This window comes from Variovorax sp. 3319 (assembly GCF_031456585.1).
GTDB lineage: Bacteria > Pseudomonadota > Gammaproteobacteria > Burkholderiales > Burkholderiaceae_C > Variovorax > Variovorax paradoxus_P.
Map to the genome: position 1 here is coordinate 783,901 of NZ_JAVDUZ010000001.1, position 18,129 is coordinate 802,029.

Sequence of the window (18,129 nt, forward strand, 5' to 3'; positions counted from 1 at the left end):
AATGAAGATCGACGCCGCGACGGGGGCCATGCAGGAACGCCTGATAAAGATCGGCGTGCCCGGCCTCGACGATGTTCTTGGGGGCGGCCTCACGTCCAATCGCTTGTACCTGGTCGAGGGCACGCCAGGTGCGGGCAAGACCACTATCGCGCTTCAGTTCCTGATTGAAGGCGCGGCGCGCGGCGAATCGGTGATGTACGTCACCCTGTCCGAAACGGCGCATGAGCTCAGGGGCGTTGCCGACTCCCATGGCTGGGATCTGAGCGGCATCGAAGTGCGAGAAATGCTCCCTTCGGAGACCGCGCTGGAGCCCGACGAGCAGTACACGATGTTCCATCCCTCCGAGGTCGAACTCAGCGAGACGACACTCCGAATCCTCTCTGACGTCGATGTGATCAAGCCCTCGCGAGTCGTCTTCGATTCGCTGTCCGAGCTGCGCCTGCTGGCCGGCAGCTCCCTTCGCTACAGGCGGCAGATCCTGGCGCTCAAGCAGTTTTTTGCAGGCCGCCGATGCACGGTGCTGCTGCTCGACGACATGACCGCCACTAAGCATGACCTGCAGGTGCAGAGCATCGCCCACGCCGTGCTGCGGCTCGAGCAGATCAGTTCCGACTACGGCGCCGCTCGCCGCAGACTGGTCGTCAGCAAATACCGCGGCCAGCAATTTCGCGGCGGCTATCACGACTACCGCATCGAGCGGGGCGGCCTTCGCGTGTTTCCACGCCTGGTAGCGGCTGAGCATTCGGCTGCACTCACGCAGGTGCGGATTCCGAGCGGCATCGAGTCGCTCGACGCCTTGCTGGGCGGCGGCATAGAGCGGGGCACGAGTACGCTGTTCGTCGGAGCGCCGGGTACCGGCAAGTCGACCGTGGCAGTGCAGTTTGCGCTGGCCGCAGCGCAGCGCGGCGAATGCGCGGCGCTCTTCATCTTCGACGAGAGCATCAACACCTTGCGCACGCGCTGCGAAAGCATGGGCATGGACCTGGGTTCGCATATCGATGCCGGCCGCATCAAGGTGCGGCAGGTCGATCCGGCCGAGCTGTCGCCCGGCGAGTTCGTGCACCTGATACGCCTCGCGGTGGTGGAGTCCGGTGCGGCCGTGGTGGTGATCGACAGCCTGAACGGCTACCTCAACGCCATGCCCGACGAGCGGTTTCTGATTGCGCAACTGCATGAACTGCTCTCCTACCTTGGGCAGGCGGGCGTCGCAACGCTGCTGGTCGGCGCGCAACACGGACTCATCGGCATGCAGATGCAGACGCCGGTGGACGCGAGCTACCTGGCCGATGCCGTGGTGCTGCTTCGCTATTTCGAGCTCGACGGCGAAGTGCGCCAGGCCATCTCGGTGCTGAAGAAGCGCGGCGGTGCGCATGAGCGGAGCATCCGCGATTTCTCGATGACTGCAACGGGCCTGAAGATCGGCGAGCCGCTGCGTAACTTCAGGGGCATCCTGTCGGGCATTCCGATTCCCATCGACGGCGTGCAGCACGCATCGTGAGCGCAGCACCGGCACCCGTCGAGCAGCGCATCCTGTTGCGAACCGCGACCTCCAGGGACGCCCTGATGGCCAACGCCGTATTGGCTCGCGCCCAGATCGATACGCACTCGTGCGCCAACCTGGGCGACCTTGTGCGCGAGCTGCAGCAAGGCGCGGGCGCGGTCATGCTGGCTGAAGAGGTCCTGGTCGACCCGGCCGCCGCCTCGCTGAACGAGGTGCTTGCCTCGCAGGCGCCGTGGTCCGACGTGCCGGTGCTCATTCTTGCCCGCCAGGGCGCGGATTCGCGCGTGATTGCCGAAGCCATGGACAAGCTGGCAAACGTCACCGTCATTGAACGCCCGATGCGGGTGGCGTCGCTCATCAGCACGGTGCGAACGGCGCTGCGTGCACGCAACCGCCAATACCAGCTGCGTGACCTGCTCGACGGCCTGCGCGAAGCCGACCAGCGCAAGACCGAGTTCCTTGCAACGCTGGCGCACGAGCTGCGCAATCCGCTCGCGCCGATGAGCACCGCGCTCACCCTCTTGATGCGAAAGCCGCACGAGGCCGCGGAGGCCGTGCGCTACTACGAGCTCATGGGCCGGCAGATCGAGCACATGGTGCGGCTGGTGAACGACCTGATGGAAGTCTCGCGCATCACGCGCGGCAAGATCGAGTTGCGCATGGAGGCCGTTGCGCTCGAATCGGTCATCAAGGACGCAATCGAACTGAGCCGGCCGTTGCTCGAAGGTGCGAAGCACGAGCTGAGCACCGAACTGTGCGACGAGCCGCTGGTGGTGCGAGGCGACGGCGTGCGCCTGACGCAGGTCTTTTCAAACCTGCTCAACAACGCCGCCAAGTACACCGCGCCGGGCGGCAAGATCAGGATTGTCCTGCGCAAGGAGGGCCGCCATGCGGTGGTCGAGGTGTGGGACAACGGCACCGGCATTGCACCGGAAATGCTCAATTCGATCTTCGACATGTTCGTGCAGGTCAGCGGCACCTCCAAGGCGGCGCAAGGCGGGCTGGGCATCGGGCTTACGCTGGTGAAGAGCCTTGTCGAGCTGCACGGGGGAAGCGTGGTGGCAACCAGCGATGGCCTTGGCCGGGGCGCAATGTTCTGCGTGCGCCTGCCGCTCACGCGCATCGATGCCGGCTCGGCCACGCCGCCGGCGGCCGCTGTCGCCGGCTGGCCGGCCTCTTTGCCGAACACCGTGCTGATCGTCGATGACAACCGCGATGCGGCCGACGCGTTGAGCGACTTGCTGCAGTCGCTCGGCGCCTCGACCCATGTGGCCTACAGCGGCGATGCAGCGTTGCATGCAGTGGCCGATGGCGTGCTGCCCGGGCTCGCGATCCTGGACATCGGCATGCCGGGCATGGACGGCTGCGAACTGGCCATCAAGCTGCGCGCCAACCCGGCCCTCAAGGGATTGATTCTTGTTGCATTGACGGGATGGGGCCAGCAAGGCGACAAGGACCGCATTGCCATGGCGGGGTTCGACCATCACTTGCTCAAGCCGCTCGACCTGGCGGCGCTCTTCTCAGTCCTGTAGCCATGAACCACAACGCCACCACGCTTTCGGCAGCCAGCGCTTCCACGGGCAAGCCGTCGCTGTGGCGGCGCTGCCGCCGCTGGCTGCTGCCGCTGCTCGGGGTCGCGGTGCTCGGCTTGCTGCTGTCGCATGCGCACAAGGTCGATTGGGCCGGCGCGTGGCAGGCACTGCAGCGCTATCCCGCAACGCTGCTGCTCGGCGTGCTGGGGCTCGCGACCGCGAGCCACGCGCTCTATGGCTGCTTCGACCTGATCGGCAAGCGGCACACGCGCCACAAGGTTCCGCGCTGGCGCACGTGGGCCATTGCGGTCACGAGCTATGCATTCAATCTCAACCTGGGCTCGCTGGTTGGCGGCATTGCGCTGCGCGCGCGGCTCTACGCGCGCGCCGGGCTGGACGAAGCCACCGTGGCACAGGTCGTCGGCATCAGCCTGGCGACCAACTGGCTGGGCTACGGGCTGCTCGCGGGCGGCCTGTTTGCGGCAGGTGCCATCACCCCGCCGCGCCAGGCCAGCATTGGCACGGATGCACTTCGCGTCCTTGGCGTGGTGATGATCGTGCTGGCCGCGGCGTATGTGGCGGCCTGTGCGTTCTCGCGTGGGCGGCAGTGGCAGGTGAGGGGGCGGCGGCTCAAGCTTCCGTCGGCGCAGCTGGCGCTGGTGCAGCTCACGCTCTCCGCCGCCAACTGGGCATTGATGGGCTGCGCCATGTACCTGCTGCTGGGCCGTCAGGTGCCGTATACGACGACGTTGAGCGTGCTGCTCGCTGCTTCGATCGTCGGGGTGATCACGCCTATTCCGGCCGGGCTGGGCGTGCTCGAAGCCGTTTACCTGGCGCTGCTTTCAGGCACTGTGCGCCAGGGCGCGCTGATGGGCGCCGTGCTGGCCTACCGCGCGCTTTACTACCTGTTGCCATTGGCCGGCGGCATTGTGCTTTACCTGCTGCTCGAGCGTTACGCGGCAAGTCATCCGAACGAGGCGGAAAGCGAGACACCATGGCGCGCGCAAACCCGCTGAAGCGCTACAAGGAGAAGCGCAACTTCGGCGTCACGCCCGAGCCGGAGGAGGGCGGCGCATCGTCACCCGGCACGCTGCAGTTCGTGGTGCAGAAGCACTGGGCCAGTCGCCTGCACTACGACTTTCGCATCGAGCTCGATGGCGCGATGAAGAGCTGGGCGGTGCCCAAGGGCCCCAGCTACGACACGCACGACAAGCGCATGGCGGTGCATGTGGAAGACCACCCCATCTCCTACAACCAGTTCGAGGGCGTGATACCGCCCAAGCAATACGGCGCGGGAAAGGTGATCATCTGGGACAAGGGTACCTGGACGCCCATCGGCGATGCCCGCAAGGGCTACAAGGCCGGGAACCTCAAGTTCGAACTGCATGGCTACAAGCTGCGCGGCAAGTGGGCGCTGGTGCGCATGCACAGCAACAAGGACGACAAGCAGGATGCGTGGCTGCTGATCAAGGAGCACGACGACTACGCCCGCCCGGCCGCCGAGTTCAGCGTGGTCGACCAGTTTCCCGACAGCGTGGCCGAGATGCCGATGCCCACGCCGGCCGCGCCCGCGCCCGCACCCGAGGCGGCGCCGCCTGCCCGTGCAAAACGCGGCAAGGCAGGCGGCGGCATGCCGGCCGATGCGGTGAAGGCCGCCATGCCCGCCAAGCTGTCGCCGCTGCTTGCCACTCTGGTCGACGGCCCGCCGCCCGACCCCGGGAACTGGTTCTACGAAATCAAGTTCGACGGCTATCGCCTGCTTGCCCGCATCGACGAGAAGAAAGACGTGCAGCTCATCACGCGCAACGGGCACGACTGGAGCAGCCGCATGCCGCAGCTGGTGCGCGCCATCAAGGGCATGAAGCTCAAGCCCGGGTGGCTCGACGGCGAGATCGTGGTGCTCAACGAATCTGGAAGCACCGACTTTCAAGCCTTGCAGAACGCGTTCGACAAGGAGAAGACCAGCAACATCGTCTACTTTCTTTTCGACCTGCCGTACTACGATGGCTTCGACCTCACGGGCGTGCCGCTCGTGGAGCGCCGGGCCCTGCTGCAGTCGCTGCTTGCCAAGGCGCCGCCTGAAATCCGCTTCAGCGAAATCTTCGATGCGCCGCCTGAAGACATCGTGGCCTCGGCCTGCAAGATCGGGCTCGAGGGCGTGATCGGAAAGCGCAAGAACAGCACCTACGCGTCGCGGCGCTCGCCCGACTGGATCAAGCTCAAGTGCTCTCGCCGGCAGGAGTTCGTCATTGGCGGCTATACCGATCCGAAGGGCTCGCGCGTGGGCATCGGTGCATTGCTGATCGGCGTGCATGACGAGAAGGGCGATCTCGTCTATTCGGGTGCCGTGGGTGCGGGCTTCAACGGCCGCACGCTCAACGAAATGCTCGAAAGGCTGAAGCCGCTCGGCACCGACGAGCGCCCGTTCAAGGACCCGACAGAGAACGACCGCCGCGCGCATTGGGTCAAGCCGGTGCTTCTGGCGGAAGTCACTTTTTCGGAATGGACCAAAGACGGCCACGTGCGGCACCCGGTGTTCCACAGCGTGCGCACCGACAAGCCCGCCAGGGCGATCATCCGCGAGAAGCCCGTGCATCAGCCGAAGGCCAGGCCGGGCAAGGAGGCCAAGCCGGCGAAAGACGCCGGGCCGATACCCTCGGCCACGATGCCCGCCAACTTCAAGGTCTCGAATGCCGATCGCGTGGTCGACCCGACCACAGGCATTACCAAGGTCGAAGTGGTGCGCTTCTACGGCCTTGTCGCGCCGCTGATGATGGAGCACCTCAAGAGCCGGCCGGTTTCGTTCGTGCGCGCGCCGCAGGGCATCAAGGAGCAACTGTTCTTTCAGAAGCACCTCGACGAGGGCCAGATGGCCGGCGTGCGGCAGCTCGACCCGGCGCTGTGGCCCGCGCACCCCGAGCTCATCGAAGTGGCGAGCCCGCTGGGGCTGTTGAGCGCGGCGCAGATGAACGTGATCGAGCTTCATACCTGGAACGCCGTGAAGACGCTCATCGGCAAGCCCGACCGCATGACCTTCGACCTTGACCCGGGCGAGGGCGTCGGCTGGCCCATGGTGCTGCAGGCGACGGAGCTGATGCGAGTGGTGCTCGATGAACTCGGCCTGCCTTCTTTCTGCAAGACCAGCGGCGGCAAGGGCTTGCACGTGGTCGTACCGCTGAAACGGCAATACGACTGGGACACCGTCAAGGATTTTTCCCAGGCCATCGTGCGGCACATGGCTCGCACGGTGCCGCAGATGTTCGTTGCCAAGAGCGGGCCGAGCAACCGCGTCGGCCGCATCTTCATCGACTACTTGCGCAACGGCTTCGGTGCGACCACGGTGTGTGCCTGGTCGGTGCGCGCGCGCCCGGGCATGGGGGTATCGGTGCCTGTGGAGTGGGCCGAGGTGCCAACGCTTGCGAGCGGCGCGCAGTGGACGCTCCGAAACATCCATGCCCGGCTCGACCGCGGCAACGAACCGTGGGCGGGCTACGCCAAGGCCGCGGTCAGCCCGGGAGCCGCAATGAAGCGGCTGGGCTTCGAGGCAAAGCTCAGAGTTCGATGAAGGCCGAGGTGGCCTTGTTCAGTGCCAGCATGCCCTTGGCGGTGATCGATTCGACCTGGGCCAGATGGCGTATCGCGCGATCGTCCGGCGCGTGGCCGGTGGACGGCGGGATGAAAGCGGTGACCAGCTCGGCCGCACGCAGCACGCGCACCCGGTCGATGTCTGCTGGCGTGTGGACGACGTATGGCAATTTCTGTTCGGCAATGACTCGAAGAAACTCCATGGACATGAGCCGTCTCCTTGTCTAGATGGCGGTACAAACATTTTGCGGAAAAAATCACGTTTGTGCCTAATCCCTGCACCGCATACGACTTTCTTGTGTGTACAGAAGTGTTCGTTTTTGCCCAAGACTGAAACGAAGGTGCCGATCCGCGCAGGGCTGAAACCGCTTACCGCGCAACCTGCGCAGGCGCGGGAGCCCGGTCGGCTGGAAGAATTTGCCAGCGCGCCGCGTCGATGCCGTTGAAGGCCGCTGCGTAGCGGGCGGTGCCGCCGTCTTCGCCCGTTACATCGCGTATCGCAATGCTGTCGATCCGGTCGGGGTAGGTGCGCGCAACGTGGCCGTAGATCTCGGGGTCGCTTTCACCCGAGTCGCCCACGAGCATGAATCGCCGCCGGGGAAAGTCGGCCAGCAGCCGCTCGATGACGCCCAGCTTGTGGGTGCGCGAATCCTGGTCGCCCGGAATCAGCGTGCGCCAGGTCGTGCTCTCGCGCAGGTGCATGCTGCCTGTGGGAAAGCCTGCATCGCGGACGAAGTCGGCCAGCGCGGGGTAAAGCTGCATCGGGCTGGCCGAAAGGTAGTGAAACCGCGTGCCCGGTGCTTGCGACAGCGCCCGGTAGTACGCAGCCATGCCCGGCGCGGCCTCGAAGCGCCGCGCGAATGTGTTCAACAGCATCTCGCGCCGGTCGCGTACCTGGGTGCGCTTGATGGTGTCGTCGATGTCCGAAATGATCGAGAGGCCTTCGGCAGGAACGATGAGCGCCTGGCCCCTGAAGCGGTGCAGCAGTTCGCCCGGCCCGGTCACGGCATGGAATTTCAGCCATTCCTCCGAAGCCGATGCATGGGGTGCATCGATCACGATCCGCATGTTCATGCGGCCGTTGGCGCCCGAAGGCGGCGAGGTCGCGCGCACCGGGCTGCCGTCGAAGTCGATATCGAACACCTTGCCCTCTTCCGATTCGGCATGGAAGAGCGCCGTGCGCTGGTTGAAGCGCAGCCGCGCCGCGGGCGAGAGCTTGTTCAGGCGCAAGCCCAGGTAACGCGCGAACGCGGTGTTGAGGCCCCAGCGCCGGTCGGGTTCGTAGACCCAGGCGTGAATGTCCACCTCGAGCCTGCCGTCGCCCGTGGGGCGCGCGGTGCCCGGCATGAAGAGCGCCTCTTCGTCGGGCTCCAGCCGCTCGGCCGCCTGCAGCGCCTCTATGGGTGCAAGGCCGCAAAGCAGTGCGGCGCCGGCCAGAAAGGAGCGGCGCCGCAGCGGCGGGGAAACGGCGAGCCGGACGTCGCCGTTCATGTCTTCGAGGGGGCCACGCGTTCGTAAGTGACGAAGCTGAAGTTCAAACCTTCCTTGGCCGAAACGTGCGGCTCGCGCTTGGTCTCGCGCCACTCGGAAGGGGCGAGCTCGGGTGCGTGCGCATCGCCCTCGTAGTCGTGCGCGAGTTCGGTCACCACGGCGTACTGCGCAAGCGGCTCGGCTTCGGCGTAGATCTGCGCCCCGCCGATCACCCACACATCGGGCACCTGCGATTCTTCGCAAAGCGCAAGCGCTTCCTGCAGGCTGCCCACGCGGTGGGCGCCTTCGGCTTTCCAGTCGTCCTGCCGGCTGATGACGATGTTGTGCCTGCCGGGCAGGGGCCTGAAGCGCGGCGGCAGCGAATCCCAGGTCTTGCGGCCCATGACGACCGGCGCGCCGGCCGTCTGCTGCTTGAAATGCACCATGTCTTCGGGCAGGTGCCACGGCATGGTGCCCTTGGCACCGATCACGCCATTGGCAGCGCGGGCGAAGATGAGATGCAAACGCGGTGTGGGCATATCGGGCCGGAGCAATGCGGTCACACGGCCACGGGCGCCTTGATCGCCTCGTGGTGCTTGTAGTCGAGCACTTCGAAGTCTTCGTACTGGTAGTCGAAGATCGAGGCGGGCTTTCGCTTGATGTGGAGCGTGGGGTAGGCGTAAGGCGTGCGGCTCAGTTGCAGTGCCACCTGCTCGGCGTGGTTGCTGTAGATGTGGCAGTCGCCGCCGGTCCAGATGAAGTCGCCCACGTCGAGGTCGCACTGCTGCGCGACCATGTGCGTGAGCAGCGCATAGCTGGCAATGTTGAACGGCACGCCAAGAAAGATGTCGGCGCTGCGCTGGTAGAGCTGGCAGCTCAGCTTGCCGCGCTCGCCGGGTGCCTGCGGCGGCGCCACGTAGAACTGGAAGAAGGCATGGCATGGCATGAGCGCCATCTTCGAGAGCTCGGCCACGTTCCATGCGCTCACGATGATGCGGCGCGAATCGGGGTTGGTCTTCAGCGTCTTGATGACTTCGGAGATCTGGTCGATATGCCCGCCGTCGGGCGTGGGCCAGCTGCGCCATTGCACGCCGTACACGGGACCAAGGTCGCCGTCTTCGCGTGCCCATTCGTCCCAGATGGTGACGCCGCGCTCCTTGAGCCAGTTGTTGTTGCTGGAGCCGGTCAAAAACCACAGCAGTTCCTGGATGATGGACTTCAGGTGCACCTTCTTGGTGGTGACCAGCGGAAAGCCTTCATTCAGGTCGAAGCGCATCTGGTGGCCGAACACGCTCTTTGTGCCCGTGCCGGTGCGGTCGCTCTTGAAAACGCCGTGGGTGTCGACGTGACGCATGAAATCTTCGTACTGGGAGCGAACGGGGCGGGCGGGCGAGGTCATGTTGGGAATTTTACGGGGCGGCGCTAGCATTGGCCGATGACCGGACATCCCCACTCCCACGAGCACTCCCACGACCACAGCGAACTCGGCGAAATGGACCTGCGTGTGCGCGCCCTGGAAAGCGTGCTCACGCAGAAGGGCTACATCGATCCCGCCGCGCTCGATGCGCTGATCGACACCTACCAGACCCGCATCGGCCCGCGCAACGGGGCAAGGGTGGTGGCGCGGGCCTGGGTCGACCCGAACTTCCACGACTGGCTGATGGCCGATGCCACGGCCGCCATTGCCTCGCTCGGCTACACGGGACGCCAGGGCGAGCACATGGTGGCGGTGGAGAACACCGGCGAGCAGCACCACATGGTCGTCTGCACCCTCTGCAGCTGCTATCCCTGGCCCGTGCTCGGCCTGCCGCCCACCTGGTACAAGAGCGCGCCATACCGTTCGCGCGCCGTGAAAGACCCGCGCGGCGTGCTGGCCGATTTCGGCACCGCGCTGCCGGAGACAACGCGCATCCGCGTCTGGGATTCGACCGCCGAGGTGCGCTACCTCGTGATTCCGCAAAGGCCCGCAGGCACCGATGGATGGAGCGAAGACCAACTTGCCAGTCTCGTTTCGCGCGATTCGATGATCGGCACGCGGCTTGCCGATTCGCCGGCCGCCGCCAGGAGCGCCGCATGAGCTACGTCACGCACGCCGACCTGGGCGGCCAGCCGGGCTTCGGGCCGGTCACACCCGAGCCCGAGGGCGAACTCTTCCACGCCGGCTGGGAGCCGCGAGCGCTGGCGCTCACGCTTGCCATGGGCGCAACCGGCTCCTGGAACATCGATGCGAGCCGCGCCATGCGCGAGACCCTGCCGAACTACCGCGACCTGAGCTACTACCAAATCTGGCTCGGGGCGCTCGAGCAGCTGATGCTGCAGCGCGGGCAGGTGTTTCCCGACGAGATCGCGTCCGGAGAGATGCGCCACCCGGCCGCGCCGGTCGCCCGCGTGCTGCAGGCCGGGAACGTGCCCACGGTGCTTGCAAAGGGCTCGCCGACCGAGCGCGCCGCGCCGGGCCCTGCGCGCTTTGCCGTCGGCCAAGCCGTGCGCATGCACATCGGCAAGGTCGACCATCACACGCGGTTGCCAGGGTACGTGCAGGGCAAGCGCGGCACCATCGAACACGTTCACGGCGCGCATGTGTTTGCCGACGCCAATGCGCAGGGCATCGGCGAACAGCCGCAGTGGCTCTACACCGTGGTCTTCGAGGAAGCCGAGCTCTGGGGTGACGCTGCGCAAAGCCAAAACCTCTCGGTGTCGGTCGATGCATGGGAAAGCTACCTGGAGTCCGTTGCATGAAGACCGGTATGAAGATCGACATGCCGCCACTCGCGCTCGCACCCGGCATGCCGCGCGACGCCGATGGCCCGGTGTTCCGCGAGCCGTGGGAAGCGCAGGCCTTTGCGATGACGCTTGCGCTGCATGAGCGTGGCCTTTTCAGCTGGGTGGAGTGGGCCGAGGCGCTTGCGGCGCAGATCACCGCTGCACAAGCCGCTGGGGACCCTGACGCCGGCGACACCTATTACCGGCATTGGCTTGCCGCGCTCGAGGGCCTGGTGGCCCGCAAGGGCGCGAGCTCGGGCGACGAACTCGCGCGCTACCGCCACGCCTGGGACCACGCGGCCGACCGCACGCCGCACGGCCAGCCCATCGAGTTGCGCGGCGAAGACTTTTCCGCCTAGACGCGGATCACTCGGCCCGGGTTCAGGATGTTCTTCGGGTCGAGCCCGCGCTTGATGGCGCGCATCATTTCCAGCGCCACGGGCGACTTGTGCTTTTCGAGCTTGTCGACCTTGAGCGAACCCACGCCATGCTCGGCCGAGAACGAGCCCCCGAACTTTTCGACGGCGTCGTAAACCAGCGTGTTGATGCGCTCTTCTTCGTTCTTCAAAAAGGCCTTGGTGTCGATGTTCTCGGGCGCCTGCACGTTGTAGTGCAGGTTGCCGTCGCCCAGGTGGCCAAAGTTCACCAGCCGCACGCCTGCGATTTCGTGTGCCAGCAGCGCATCGGTCTCTGCCACGAACTCCGGAATGCGCGACACGGGAATCGAGATGTCGTGCTTGATGTTCAAGCCCTCTTCGGCCTGCGCGAGCGGAATGCTCTCGCGAATGTGCCAGAGCTGGTGTGCCTGCGCGAGGTTCTCGGCCACTACGGCATCGGTTACGCAGCCGTCTTCAAAGGCCGTTTCGAGCAGCGCCTCGAAGCGCGCGCGCGCATGGTCTTCGGATTCGTTGTCGGAGTTCTCCAGCAGCACGCAGTAGGGCACGGCTTCGTCGCCGATGAAGGGCACGCGCAGTTGCGGCATGTGCTTGTCGACCAGGCTCAACGCAAACTTGCCCATTACCTCGAAGCCGGTGAGGCCCGAGCCCAGGTGCTTGTGCGCAAGGCCCAGCAGCGTGACCGCATGGTCGAGCGACGGCACCGCGGCCCACGCCGTGAGTTGCGCAGCGGGCAGGGGGTAGAGCTTCATGGTGGCGGCGGTGATGATGCCCAGCGTGCCTTCGCTGCCGATCATCAGGTCGCGCAGGTCGTAGCCGGTGTTGTCCTTGCGCAGGCCGCTCGTGCCTTCCCAGATTTCGCCCTGGGGCGTGACCACTTCGAGGCCCAGGCACAGCTCGCGCGTGTTGCCGTAGCGCACCACCTGCGTGCCGCCCGCGTTGGTTGCAAGGTTGCCGCCGATGGTGCAGCTGCCTTCGGCAGCAAGGCTCAGCGGAAACAGGAAGCCTTGCTTCTCGGCCGTTTCCTGCAGCGTCTGCAAGATGCAGCCGGCTTCGACCGTCATCGTGAGGTTGGCCGCATCGACGGTGCGGATGGTGTTGAGCCGCTGCAGGCTCAGCACCACCTGCGTGCCGCTGTCATCGGGAATGGAGCCCACTGCCAGCCCGGTGTTGCCGCCCTGCGGCACGATGGCCGTGCCCACCGCGGCGCAGGCCTTGACCACGTCTGCCACCTGCTGCGTGTTGGCGGGCCGCACCACGGCCAGCGACTTGCCACGTGCGCGCTTGCGCCAGTCTTGCTCATAGGCTGCCAGGTCGCCCTCGTTCAGCACGTGCTGCGCGCCGACGATGGCACGCAGTTGGTCTATGAGGGAGGGAGAAGAGGAAGTTGTCATCTGCGTCATTGGCGTCATTGAACGGAAGCCTCCATTTGGCGGGCCGCCTTGGCATTGCGCAGCCGCAGCCGCACGTGCCAGGCACAAGCCGCAAAGAGCATGAGGCACAGCAGCACCTCGACCAGCGCAAGCACCTGCCCCACGCCGTTGGTGTCGCTCCATGCGCGCACCACGCCCTCGGTGAAATAAAGCCAGATCATCAGGCTGACCCAGCGGTAGGTGTACATGCGGTTCTTGTAGAGCCCCGCAAGCGGAATGACAAGCGGCAGCACCTTCAGCGCCAGCAGCGAACCGCCGGGCCGCAGCGGCGCCAGCCACAGTTCCCAGGCCAGCCCCAGCGCGATCAAGCCGACCAGGCTGCCCACGGCAAGCCATCGGGTGGCGCGGACGGAAGAAGAGGCGTGCGGTGTGATGATTTGCATGAAGTGAGCACCGCGGAACTGGCGACACGAAGTGTGCGAAGACGAGGAGAGGGGTTCGGGTTCTTATGATACCGGCCATGAATCGTCGTCAGCTATGGAGGGATCTTTCGCGTTTTCCGTGGGGCAACACCGCGGCGGTGCTGGGCGAGCGGTTCCGCGAAGACCGCCTTGGACTGACGGCCAGCAGCCTCACCTTTACCACCACCATTGCAATGGTGCCGTTCTTCACCGTGGCGCTGGCGCTCTTTACGGTGTTCCCGATGTTTGCCAAGCTGCAAGGACGGTTGCAGCGCTGGTTCATAGAAAGCCTGATTCCGGACAACATCGCGCGGCAGGTGCTGGGCTACCTGAACCAGTTCTCCAGCAAGGCAGGGGGCTTGGGCATTGCGGGTTTGGTGGTGCTGCTCATCACCGCCATTGCGCTGATCCTCACCATCGACAAGACGCTCAACAACATCTGGCGGGTGCGCTCGCCGCGGCCTCTTGCCCAGCGTGTGCTCATCTACTGGGCCGCCATCACGCTCGGCCCGCTCATCCTTGCGGTGAGCCTGTCGACCACTTCGTATGTGTTTGCCGCGTCGCGCGACGTGGTGGGCGGAAGCATTCTGAAGCTGTTCTTCGACACCTTCGAATTCGTGCTGCTCGCGGCGGGCATGGCATCGCTCTACCACTATGTGCCCAATACCAACGTGCGCTGGTCGCATGCATGGGCCGGCGGCATCTTCGTGGCGGCGGCCATCGAAATTGCCAAGCGCGTGCTGGGCTACTACCTGAGCCTGGTGCCGACGTATTCGGTGCTCTACGGCGCCTTTGCCACGGTGCCGATTCTCCTGGTGTGGATCTACGTGGCATGGGTCATCGTGCTGCTGGGTGCGGTTATTGCGGCTTATCTGCCCAGCTTGCTCACCGGCGTGGCCCGCCGCGGCGGCCGGGCGGGGTGGCCGCTGCAACTGGCCATGGAGGTGCTGCAGCACCTGGCGCGTGCGCGCGCGACACCGGCCAAGGGCATGGGCGCAACCGAACTCGTCACGCGCATGCGGGTGGACGCGCTGCAGCTGGTGCAGGTGCTCGAAACCCTGGTGGCACTCGACTGGATTGCGCCGCTCGCCGAGGAAACTCCGAACGAAGACCCGCGCTACGTGCTGCTGGCCGACCCGTCCACGCCCATTGAGCCGCTGCTCAGGGAACTGCTGATGCCCCGGGCCGAGCCGCTCGAAGACCTCTGGCAAAAAGGGCCGCTGCGGTCGCTGCGCCTGGGCGACGTGCTCCTTATTTAGTAGCAGTCAGATCCTGGCCCTGCCCAGCCGGATGCCGCGGTACATCGCCCAGCCGCCCAGGAAGCTGTAGAGCGGGCGCTTGAACAAGGCCAGATCCCGGGGCAGTCGTGGTGTTCATCGTGCGAGCCTCCGCGGCGCCGAGGGCGCTTTGTTCATAATAGCCACGACCTTTCGGCCGCGCCACTGCGGCTTTGTATTCACACTTTCACCGCATCAGCCTTGAGCGCTCTTCCCGCTGCCGCCCCCGAATCCGCCGAGCCGGCCGGCGCCGCGCCATGGGTCGTGTGCCTGTGCGCCGAATGGTGCGGCACTTGCCGCGACTACCGGCCGCTGCTGGAGCAGGTGGCGCGGGCGCATCCGCAATTTCGCTTTGCGTGGGTAGACATCGAAGACCACGCCGATATTGCCGATGCGTTCGACGTGGAAACCTTTCCTACGCTGCTGATCGCCGGCGCCGAAGGCACCCGCTTTCTTGGTCCGCTGCTGCCGCATGCCGAAACGCTTTCGCGCATGCTCGGCGCGCTGCAGGCGCCGCAGCCTTCCACCCTCGACGTCGACTTGCTGCTGGCCGTGCTCGAGAAGCGGCCGGCCGAATTCGCGGTCTGACCGCGCCCTCGCATGAACATACTGATCTTTGGCGCCACCGGTATGGTGGGGCAGGGCGTGCTGCGCGAATGCCTGCTTGCGCCCGACGTGGCGCGCGTGGTTGCAGTCGGCCGCAATGCCACCGGGCAGCAGCACCCGAAGCTGCAGGACGTGGTCATCAGGAACATGTATGACTACAGCGGCTTCGAGCCGCAGTTGCAGGGCTTCGATGCCTGCTTCTTCTGTCTTGGCGTTTCGTCGGTCGGCATGAAAGAGGCCGACTACAAGCGCATTACGTACGACCTCACGATGGCTGCGGCCACGGTGCTTGCGCGGCTCAACCCGGGCATGACATTCACCTACGTCACAGGCGCTGGCACCGACAGCAGCGAGCGCGGCAGCAGCATGTGGGCGCGCGTGAAGGGCGCTACCGAAAACGCATTGCTCAAGCTGCCGTTCAAGGCGGCCTACATGTTTCGTCCCGGCATGATCCAGCCGCTGTACGGCGTGCGTTCGAAGACGCCGCTCTACCAGGGTGCGATCATGGTGCTCAAGCCGGTGCTGGGGCTTGCCTACCGGCTGTGGCCCGGCAAGGTGACCACCACCGAGAAGGTGGGCCGCGCCATGCTGGCGGTGGCGCGGCACGGCGCACCGAAGGTGCTGCTCGATCCGGCCGATATCAACGCCCTGGGCCGTTGAGGCTCAGGCCGCCGCGGGCGCACCTGAACGCGCGCGCCCCAGCTTGCGCCGTCCCGCGCTGGCGATGGCATTCACCAGGTGCTGCACGAATTCCTGTGCAAGCGGCGTGAGCGTGCGGCCTTCGAGCGCCAGCACCTGAAGCTGCCGCTGCTGCAGCGGCGCCTCGGCAAACGGGCGCGCCACCACCGTGCCCGCGTCGATCAGGTGCGTAACCGTGAGGTGCCCCGACAGCATCACGTCCGGCGTGCGCAACAGCGGCAGCAGCACCGATGAAAAGTTGCTGACAAAAATCGCGCGGTACTGCAGGCCCTGCAGGCTGCACGCCTGATCGAAGAGTTGCCGCGCAGTGACGCCCTTGTCGCCGACGGCCAGCGGAAAGCGCACCGCATCTGCCACCGACACCACACGCTGGCGCGCCAGCGGATGGTCGGGCCGCAGCACCGCGAACACGGGTGCGTTGGCCGAGTGTTCGATCCTCAGTCCAGGCTCGGGCGCAACCACGTATTTGAGTGCGATGTCGGCCTCGCCGCGCGCGAGCAACGCGCTTACGCCGTCGGGCGAGCCCACGTGGAGTTCGAGCTGCGTGCCCGGATGGGCCGCCTCGAAGCCGCGCATGACCTGCGGCATGAAGTGCGCAGCAAAGCCTTCGGTGCAAGCCATGCGAATGCGGTGTGCGCCGCGCCCGCCAAGGTCGCGCACCTGCTCGATGACCTGTTCGATGTCGAGTTGCGCATTGCGCAGATGCGCTGCCAGGCGCTCTCCGGCTGCATTGAGTGCCATGCCTCGGGCGTGGCGCTCGAACAGGGGCGTGCCCAAACTGTCTTCGAGCTTGGTGATCTGCCGGCTGACCGCCGACGAGGCCACGAACAGCCGCGCCGCGGCCTGGCTTACCGAGCCGCTGCGCGCCACTTCCAGGAAATGGCGCATCGGAATGCTGAGGAGCGGTGGTGTCATGGAAATTCGAGCCTTGCCTTCAAGGCAATGGTAGCTTGCTAAAACGATGCTGGAAGCATCGCGCTCCAGGCCTTGTACTTGCTGCACCCCACGCACACAGGAAAAACCTCTTCATGCAACGTACCGAGAGCCTTGCCGCTGCCGCCGCCTATTTCGACGAAGGCGGCTTCTTCGCCGACCTGCAGCGGCGCGTCGCCTTTCGCACCGAAAGCGACACCGGTGCCGCTACGCCGGCGCTCGGCGCCTACCTGCGCGACGAGCTGGTGCCGCCGCTGGGTGTGCTGGGTTTCGAGTGCGAGATCTTCGAGAACCCGGTGGCCGGCGGCGGACCCTTCCTGATCGCGCGGCGTGTCGAAGACCCTGCACTGCCCACCGTGTTGAGCTACGGCCACGGCGACGTGGTGAGCGGCCAGGATGCGCAATGGGACGAGGGCCTCGGCCCCTGGGCGCTCACCGTGCGCGGCAACCGTTGGTACGGGCGCGGCACGGCAGACAACAAGGGCCAGCACACCATTGCGCTCGGCGGGCTGGCGGCTGCGCTGCGCGCGCGGGGCGGGCGCCTGGGCTACAACATCACCTGGCTCATCGAAACGGGTGAAGAGGCCGCTTCGCCGGGCCTGCACGCCGTGTGCGAGCAGCAGCGCGACAAGCTGCGCGCCGACCTGTTCATTGCCAGCGACGGACCGCGCGTGAGCGCCGAGCGCCCCACGCTTTTTCTTGGTTCGCGCGGCGCCGTCAACTTCAGCCTGCGGTTGCGTGCCCGGGCACGGGGCTACCACTCGGGCAACTGGGGCGGCGTGCTTGCCAATCCGGCCACGGTGCTGAGCCATGCAGTGGCCTCGCTGGTCGATGCGCGCGGGCGCATTCTGGTCGACGCCCTGCGGCCACCCGAAATTCCCAAGGGCGTGCGCGAGGCGCTGGCGAACATCGCCATTGGCGGCGGCGCTGACGACCCGGCACTGGACGAAGCTTGGGGCGAACCCGGCCTGAGCCCGGCGGAGCGGCTCGTCGCGTGGAACACCATCGAGGTGCTCGCGCTGGGTGCCGGCTCGCCGCAGCGGCCCGTCAACGCGATTCCGGCCGAGGCGGTGGCGCATTGCCAGTTGCGCTTCGTCGTCGGAACGCCGTGGCGGGAGCTCACGAACATCGTGCGCGCCCATCTGGATGCTCGGGGCTTCGGCAACGTCGAGGTGCAGGTCACGCTGGAAGGTGCCGCCACGCGGCTCGACGTGGAGAACCCCTGGGTCGCCTGGGCCAGGCGCTCCATCGAAGACAGCAGCGGCCAGCGCATCGACCTGCTGCCCAACCTTGCGGGCTCGCTGCCCAACGATGTCTTTGCCGACCTGCTGGGCCTGCCCACGCTGTGGGTGCCGCATTCGTATCCGGCCTGCGCGCAGCATGCGCCCAATGAACACCTGCTGGCCCCGCTCGCACGCGAAGGCCTGCAGATCATGGCCGGCCTGTATTGGGACCTGGGCGAGCCGGGGCTCGCGCCGTGGGCAGCGGGCAAGACGTTGCACGCCGTCTCCTCCTGATTTTTTCTTTCCGGACG

At 66.1% G+C, this 18,129-nt stretch carries 18 protein-coding genes; 11 read left to right on the forward strand and 7 right to left on the reverse strand.

The window, feature by feature from the left end:
- The first annotated feature begins 1 nt into the window (after position 1).
- The 4 genes from J2X67_RS03940 to ligD are packed head-to-tail and all read left to right on the forward strand — an operon-like array spanning position 2 to position 6,598.
- Positions 2–1,498 carry an ATPase domain-containing protein gene (locus J2X67_RS03940; protein ID WP_281149889.1) on the forward strand — a complete coding sequence of 499 codons (1,497 nt, stop codon included), beginning with the start codon at positions 2–4 and terminating at the stop codon, positions 1,496–1,498.
- Positions 1,495–3,033 (forward strand): ATP-binding protein, encoded by a 1,539-nt coding sequence (locus J2X67_RS03945; protein ID WP_309950697.1) that lies wholly within the window; start codon positions 1,495–1,497, stop codon positions 3,031–3,033. The genes J2X67_RS03940 and J2X67_RS03945 overlap by 4 nt, the downstream gene beginning before the upstream one ends.
- 2 nt (positions 3,034–3,035) lie before the next feature.
- Positions 3,036–4,049 (forward strand): lysylphosphatidylglycerol synthase domain-containing protein, encoded by a 1,014-nt coding sequence (locus tag J2X67_RS03950; protein ID WP_309950699.1) that lies wholly within the window; start codon positions 3,036–3,038, stop codon positions 4,047–4,049.
- Positions 4,028–6,598, forward strand: a complete 2,571-nt coding sequence (gene ligD, locus J2X67_RS03955; RefSeq protein ID WP_309950700.1) for a DNA ligase D — start codon at positions 4,028–4,030, stop codon at positions 6,596–6,598. Before J2X67_RS03950 ends, ligD begins: the two co-directional genes overlap by 22 nt.
- Here ligD and J2X67_RS03960 read toward each other — a convergent pair.
- The 4 genes from J2X67_RS03960 to J2X67_RS03975 form a co-directional block, all read right to left on the reverse strand.
- Positions 6,585–6,827: a hypothetical protein gene (locus tag J2X67_RS03960; protein ID WP_309950703.1), complete on the reverse strand. Its 243-nt coding sequence runs from the start codon at positions 6,825–6,827 to the stop codon at positions 6,585–6,587. The two genes, ligD and J2X67_RS03960, sit on opposite strands and share 14 nt — an antisense overlap.
- Positions 6,828–6,987: 160 nt before the next feature.
- Entirely contained in the window at positions 6,988–8,109 is a 1,122-nt protein-coding gene (locus tag J2X67_RS03965; protein WP_309950704.1) for a phosphatase domain-containing protein, read from the reverse strand.
- The gene (locus tag J2X67_RS03970) at positions 8,106–8,627 is read right to left on the reverse strand and encodes a dihydrofolate reductase (protein ID WP_309950841.1); all 522 of its coding nucleotides are present in this window, start codon (positions 8,625–8,627) and stop codon (positions 8,106–8,108) included. The genes J2X67_RS03965 and J2X67_RS03970 overlap by 4 nt, the downstream gene beginning before the upstream one ends.
- A 20-nt stretch (positions 8,628–8,647) precedes the next feature.
- On the reverse strand, positions 8,648–9,487 hold the full coding sequence (locus tag J2X67_RS03975) for a thymidylate synthase (protein ID WP_309950706.1): 840 nt from the start codon (positions 9,485–9,487) through the stop codon (positions 8,648–8,650).
- Positions 9,488–9,523: 36 nt separating this feature from the next.
- Here J2X67_RS03975 and nthA point away from each other — a divergent pair, with 36 nt between their 5' ends.
- Genes nthA through J2X67_RS03990 form a run of 3 tightly spaced genes read left to right on the forward strand, consistent with a single transcriptional unit; the run spans position 9,524 to position 11,210 of the window.
- Positions 9,524–10,165, forward strand: coding sequence for a nitrile hydratase subunit alpha (gene nthA / locus J2X67_RS03980; protein ID WP_309950707.1), 642 nt, complete (start codon positions 9,524–9,526; stop codon positions 10,163–10,165).
- The gene (gene nthB / locus J2X67_RS03985; protein WP_309950708.1) at positions 10,162–10,827 is read left to right on the forward strand and encodes a nitrile hydratase subunit beta; all 666 of its coding nucleotides are present in this window, start codon (positions 10,162–10,164) and stop codon (positions 10,825–10,827) included. The genes nthA and nthB overlap by 4 nt, the downstream gene beginning before the upstream one ends.
- An 8-nt stretch (positions 10,828–10,835) precedes the next feature.
- On the forward strand, positions 10,836–11,210 hold the full coding sequence (locus J2X67_RS03990) for a nitrile hydratase accessory protein (RefSeq protein WP_309950842.1): 375 nt from the start codon (positions 10,836–10,838) through the stop codon (positions 11,208–11,210).
- On the opposite strand, the gene J2X67_RS03995 is transcribed toward J2X67_RS03990, so the two are convergent.
- Complete coding sequence (locus J2X67_RS03995) at positions 11,207–12,640, reverse strand: FAD-binding oxidoreductase (protein WP_309950710.1); 1,434 nt, start codon at positions 12,638–12,640, stop codon at positions 11,207–11,209. The genes J2X67_RS03990 and J2X67_RS03995 overlap by 4 nt on opposite strands.
- 14 nt (positions 12,641–12,654) lie before the next feature.
- Positions 12,655–13,062, reverse strand: a complete 408-nt coding sequence (locus tag J2X67_RS04000) for a DUF2069 domain-containing protein (protein WP_309950712.1) — start codon at positions 13,060–13,062, stop codon at positions 12,655–12,657.
- A 65-nt stretch (positions 13,063–13,127) separates the two neighbouring features.
- Here J2X67_RS04000 and J2X67_RS04005 point away from each other — a divergent pair, with 65 nt between their 5' ends.
- The 3 genes from J2X67_RS04005 to J2X67_RS04015 all read left to right on the forward strand — a co-directional run bounded on the left by J2X67_RS04005 (position 13,128) and on the right by J2X67_RS04015 (position 15,623).
- On the forward strand, positions 13,128–14,339 hold the full coding sequence (locus J2X67_RS04005) for a YihY family inner membrane protein (RefSeq protein WP_309950713.1): 1,212 nt from the start codon (positions 13,128–13,130) through the stop codon (positions 14,337–14,339).
- A gap of 219 nt (positions 14,340–14,558) precedes the next feature.
- Entirely contained in the window at positions 14,559–14,945 is a 387-nt protein-coding gene (locus tag J2X67_RS04010; protein WP_309950714.1) for a thioredoxin family protein, read from the forward strand.
- Positions 14,946–14,957: 12 nt separating this feature from the next.
- Positions 14,958–15,623 (forward strand): epimerase, encoded by a 666-nt coding sequence (locus J2X67_RS04015; protein WP_309950715.1) that lies wholly within the window; start codon positions 14,958–14,960, stop codon positions 15,621–15,623.
- 3 nt (positions 15,624–15,626) lie between these two features.
- On the opposite strand, the gene J2X67_RS04020 is transcribed toward J2X67_RS04015, so the two are convergent.
- Positions 15,627–16,577 carry a LysR family transcriptional regulator gene (locus J2X67_RS04020; RefSeq protein ID WP_309950716.1) on the reverse strand — a complete coding sequence of 317 codons (951 nt, stop codon included), beginning with the start codon at positions 16,575–16,577 and terminating at the stop codon, positions 15,627–15,629.
- A gap of 113 nt (positions 16,578–16,690) precedes the next feature.
- Here J2X67_RS04020 and J2X67_RS04025 point away from each other — a divergent pair, with 113 nt between their 5' ends.
- A complete protein-coding gene (locus tag J2X67_RS04025; RefSeq protein WP_309950717.1) occupies positions 16,691–18,112 on the forward strand; it encodes a M20 family metallopeptidase in 1,422 nt (473 codons plus the stop codon).
- Positions 18,113–18,129: the final 17 nt, after the last annotated feature.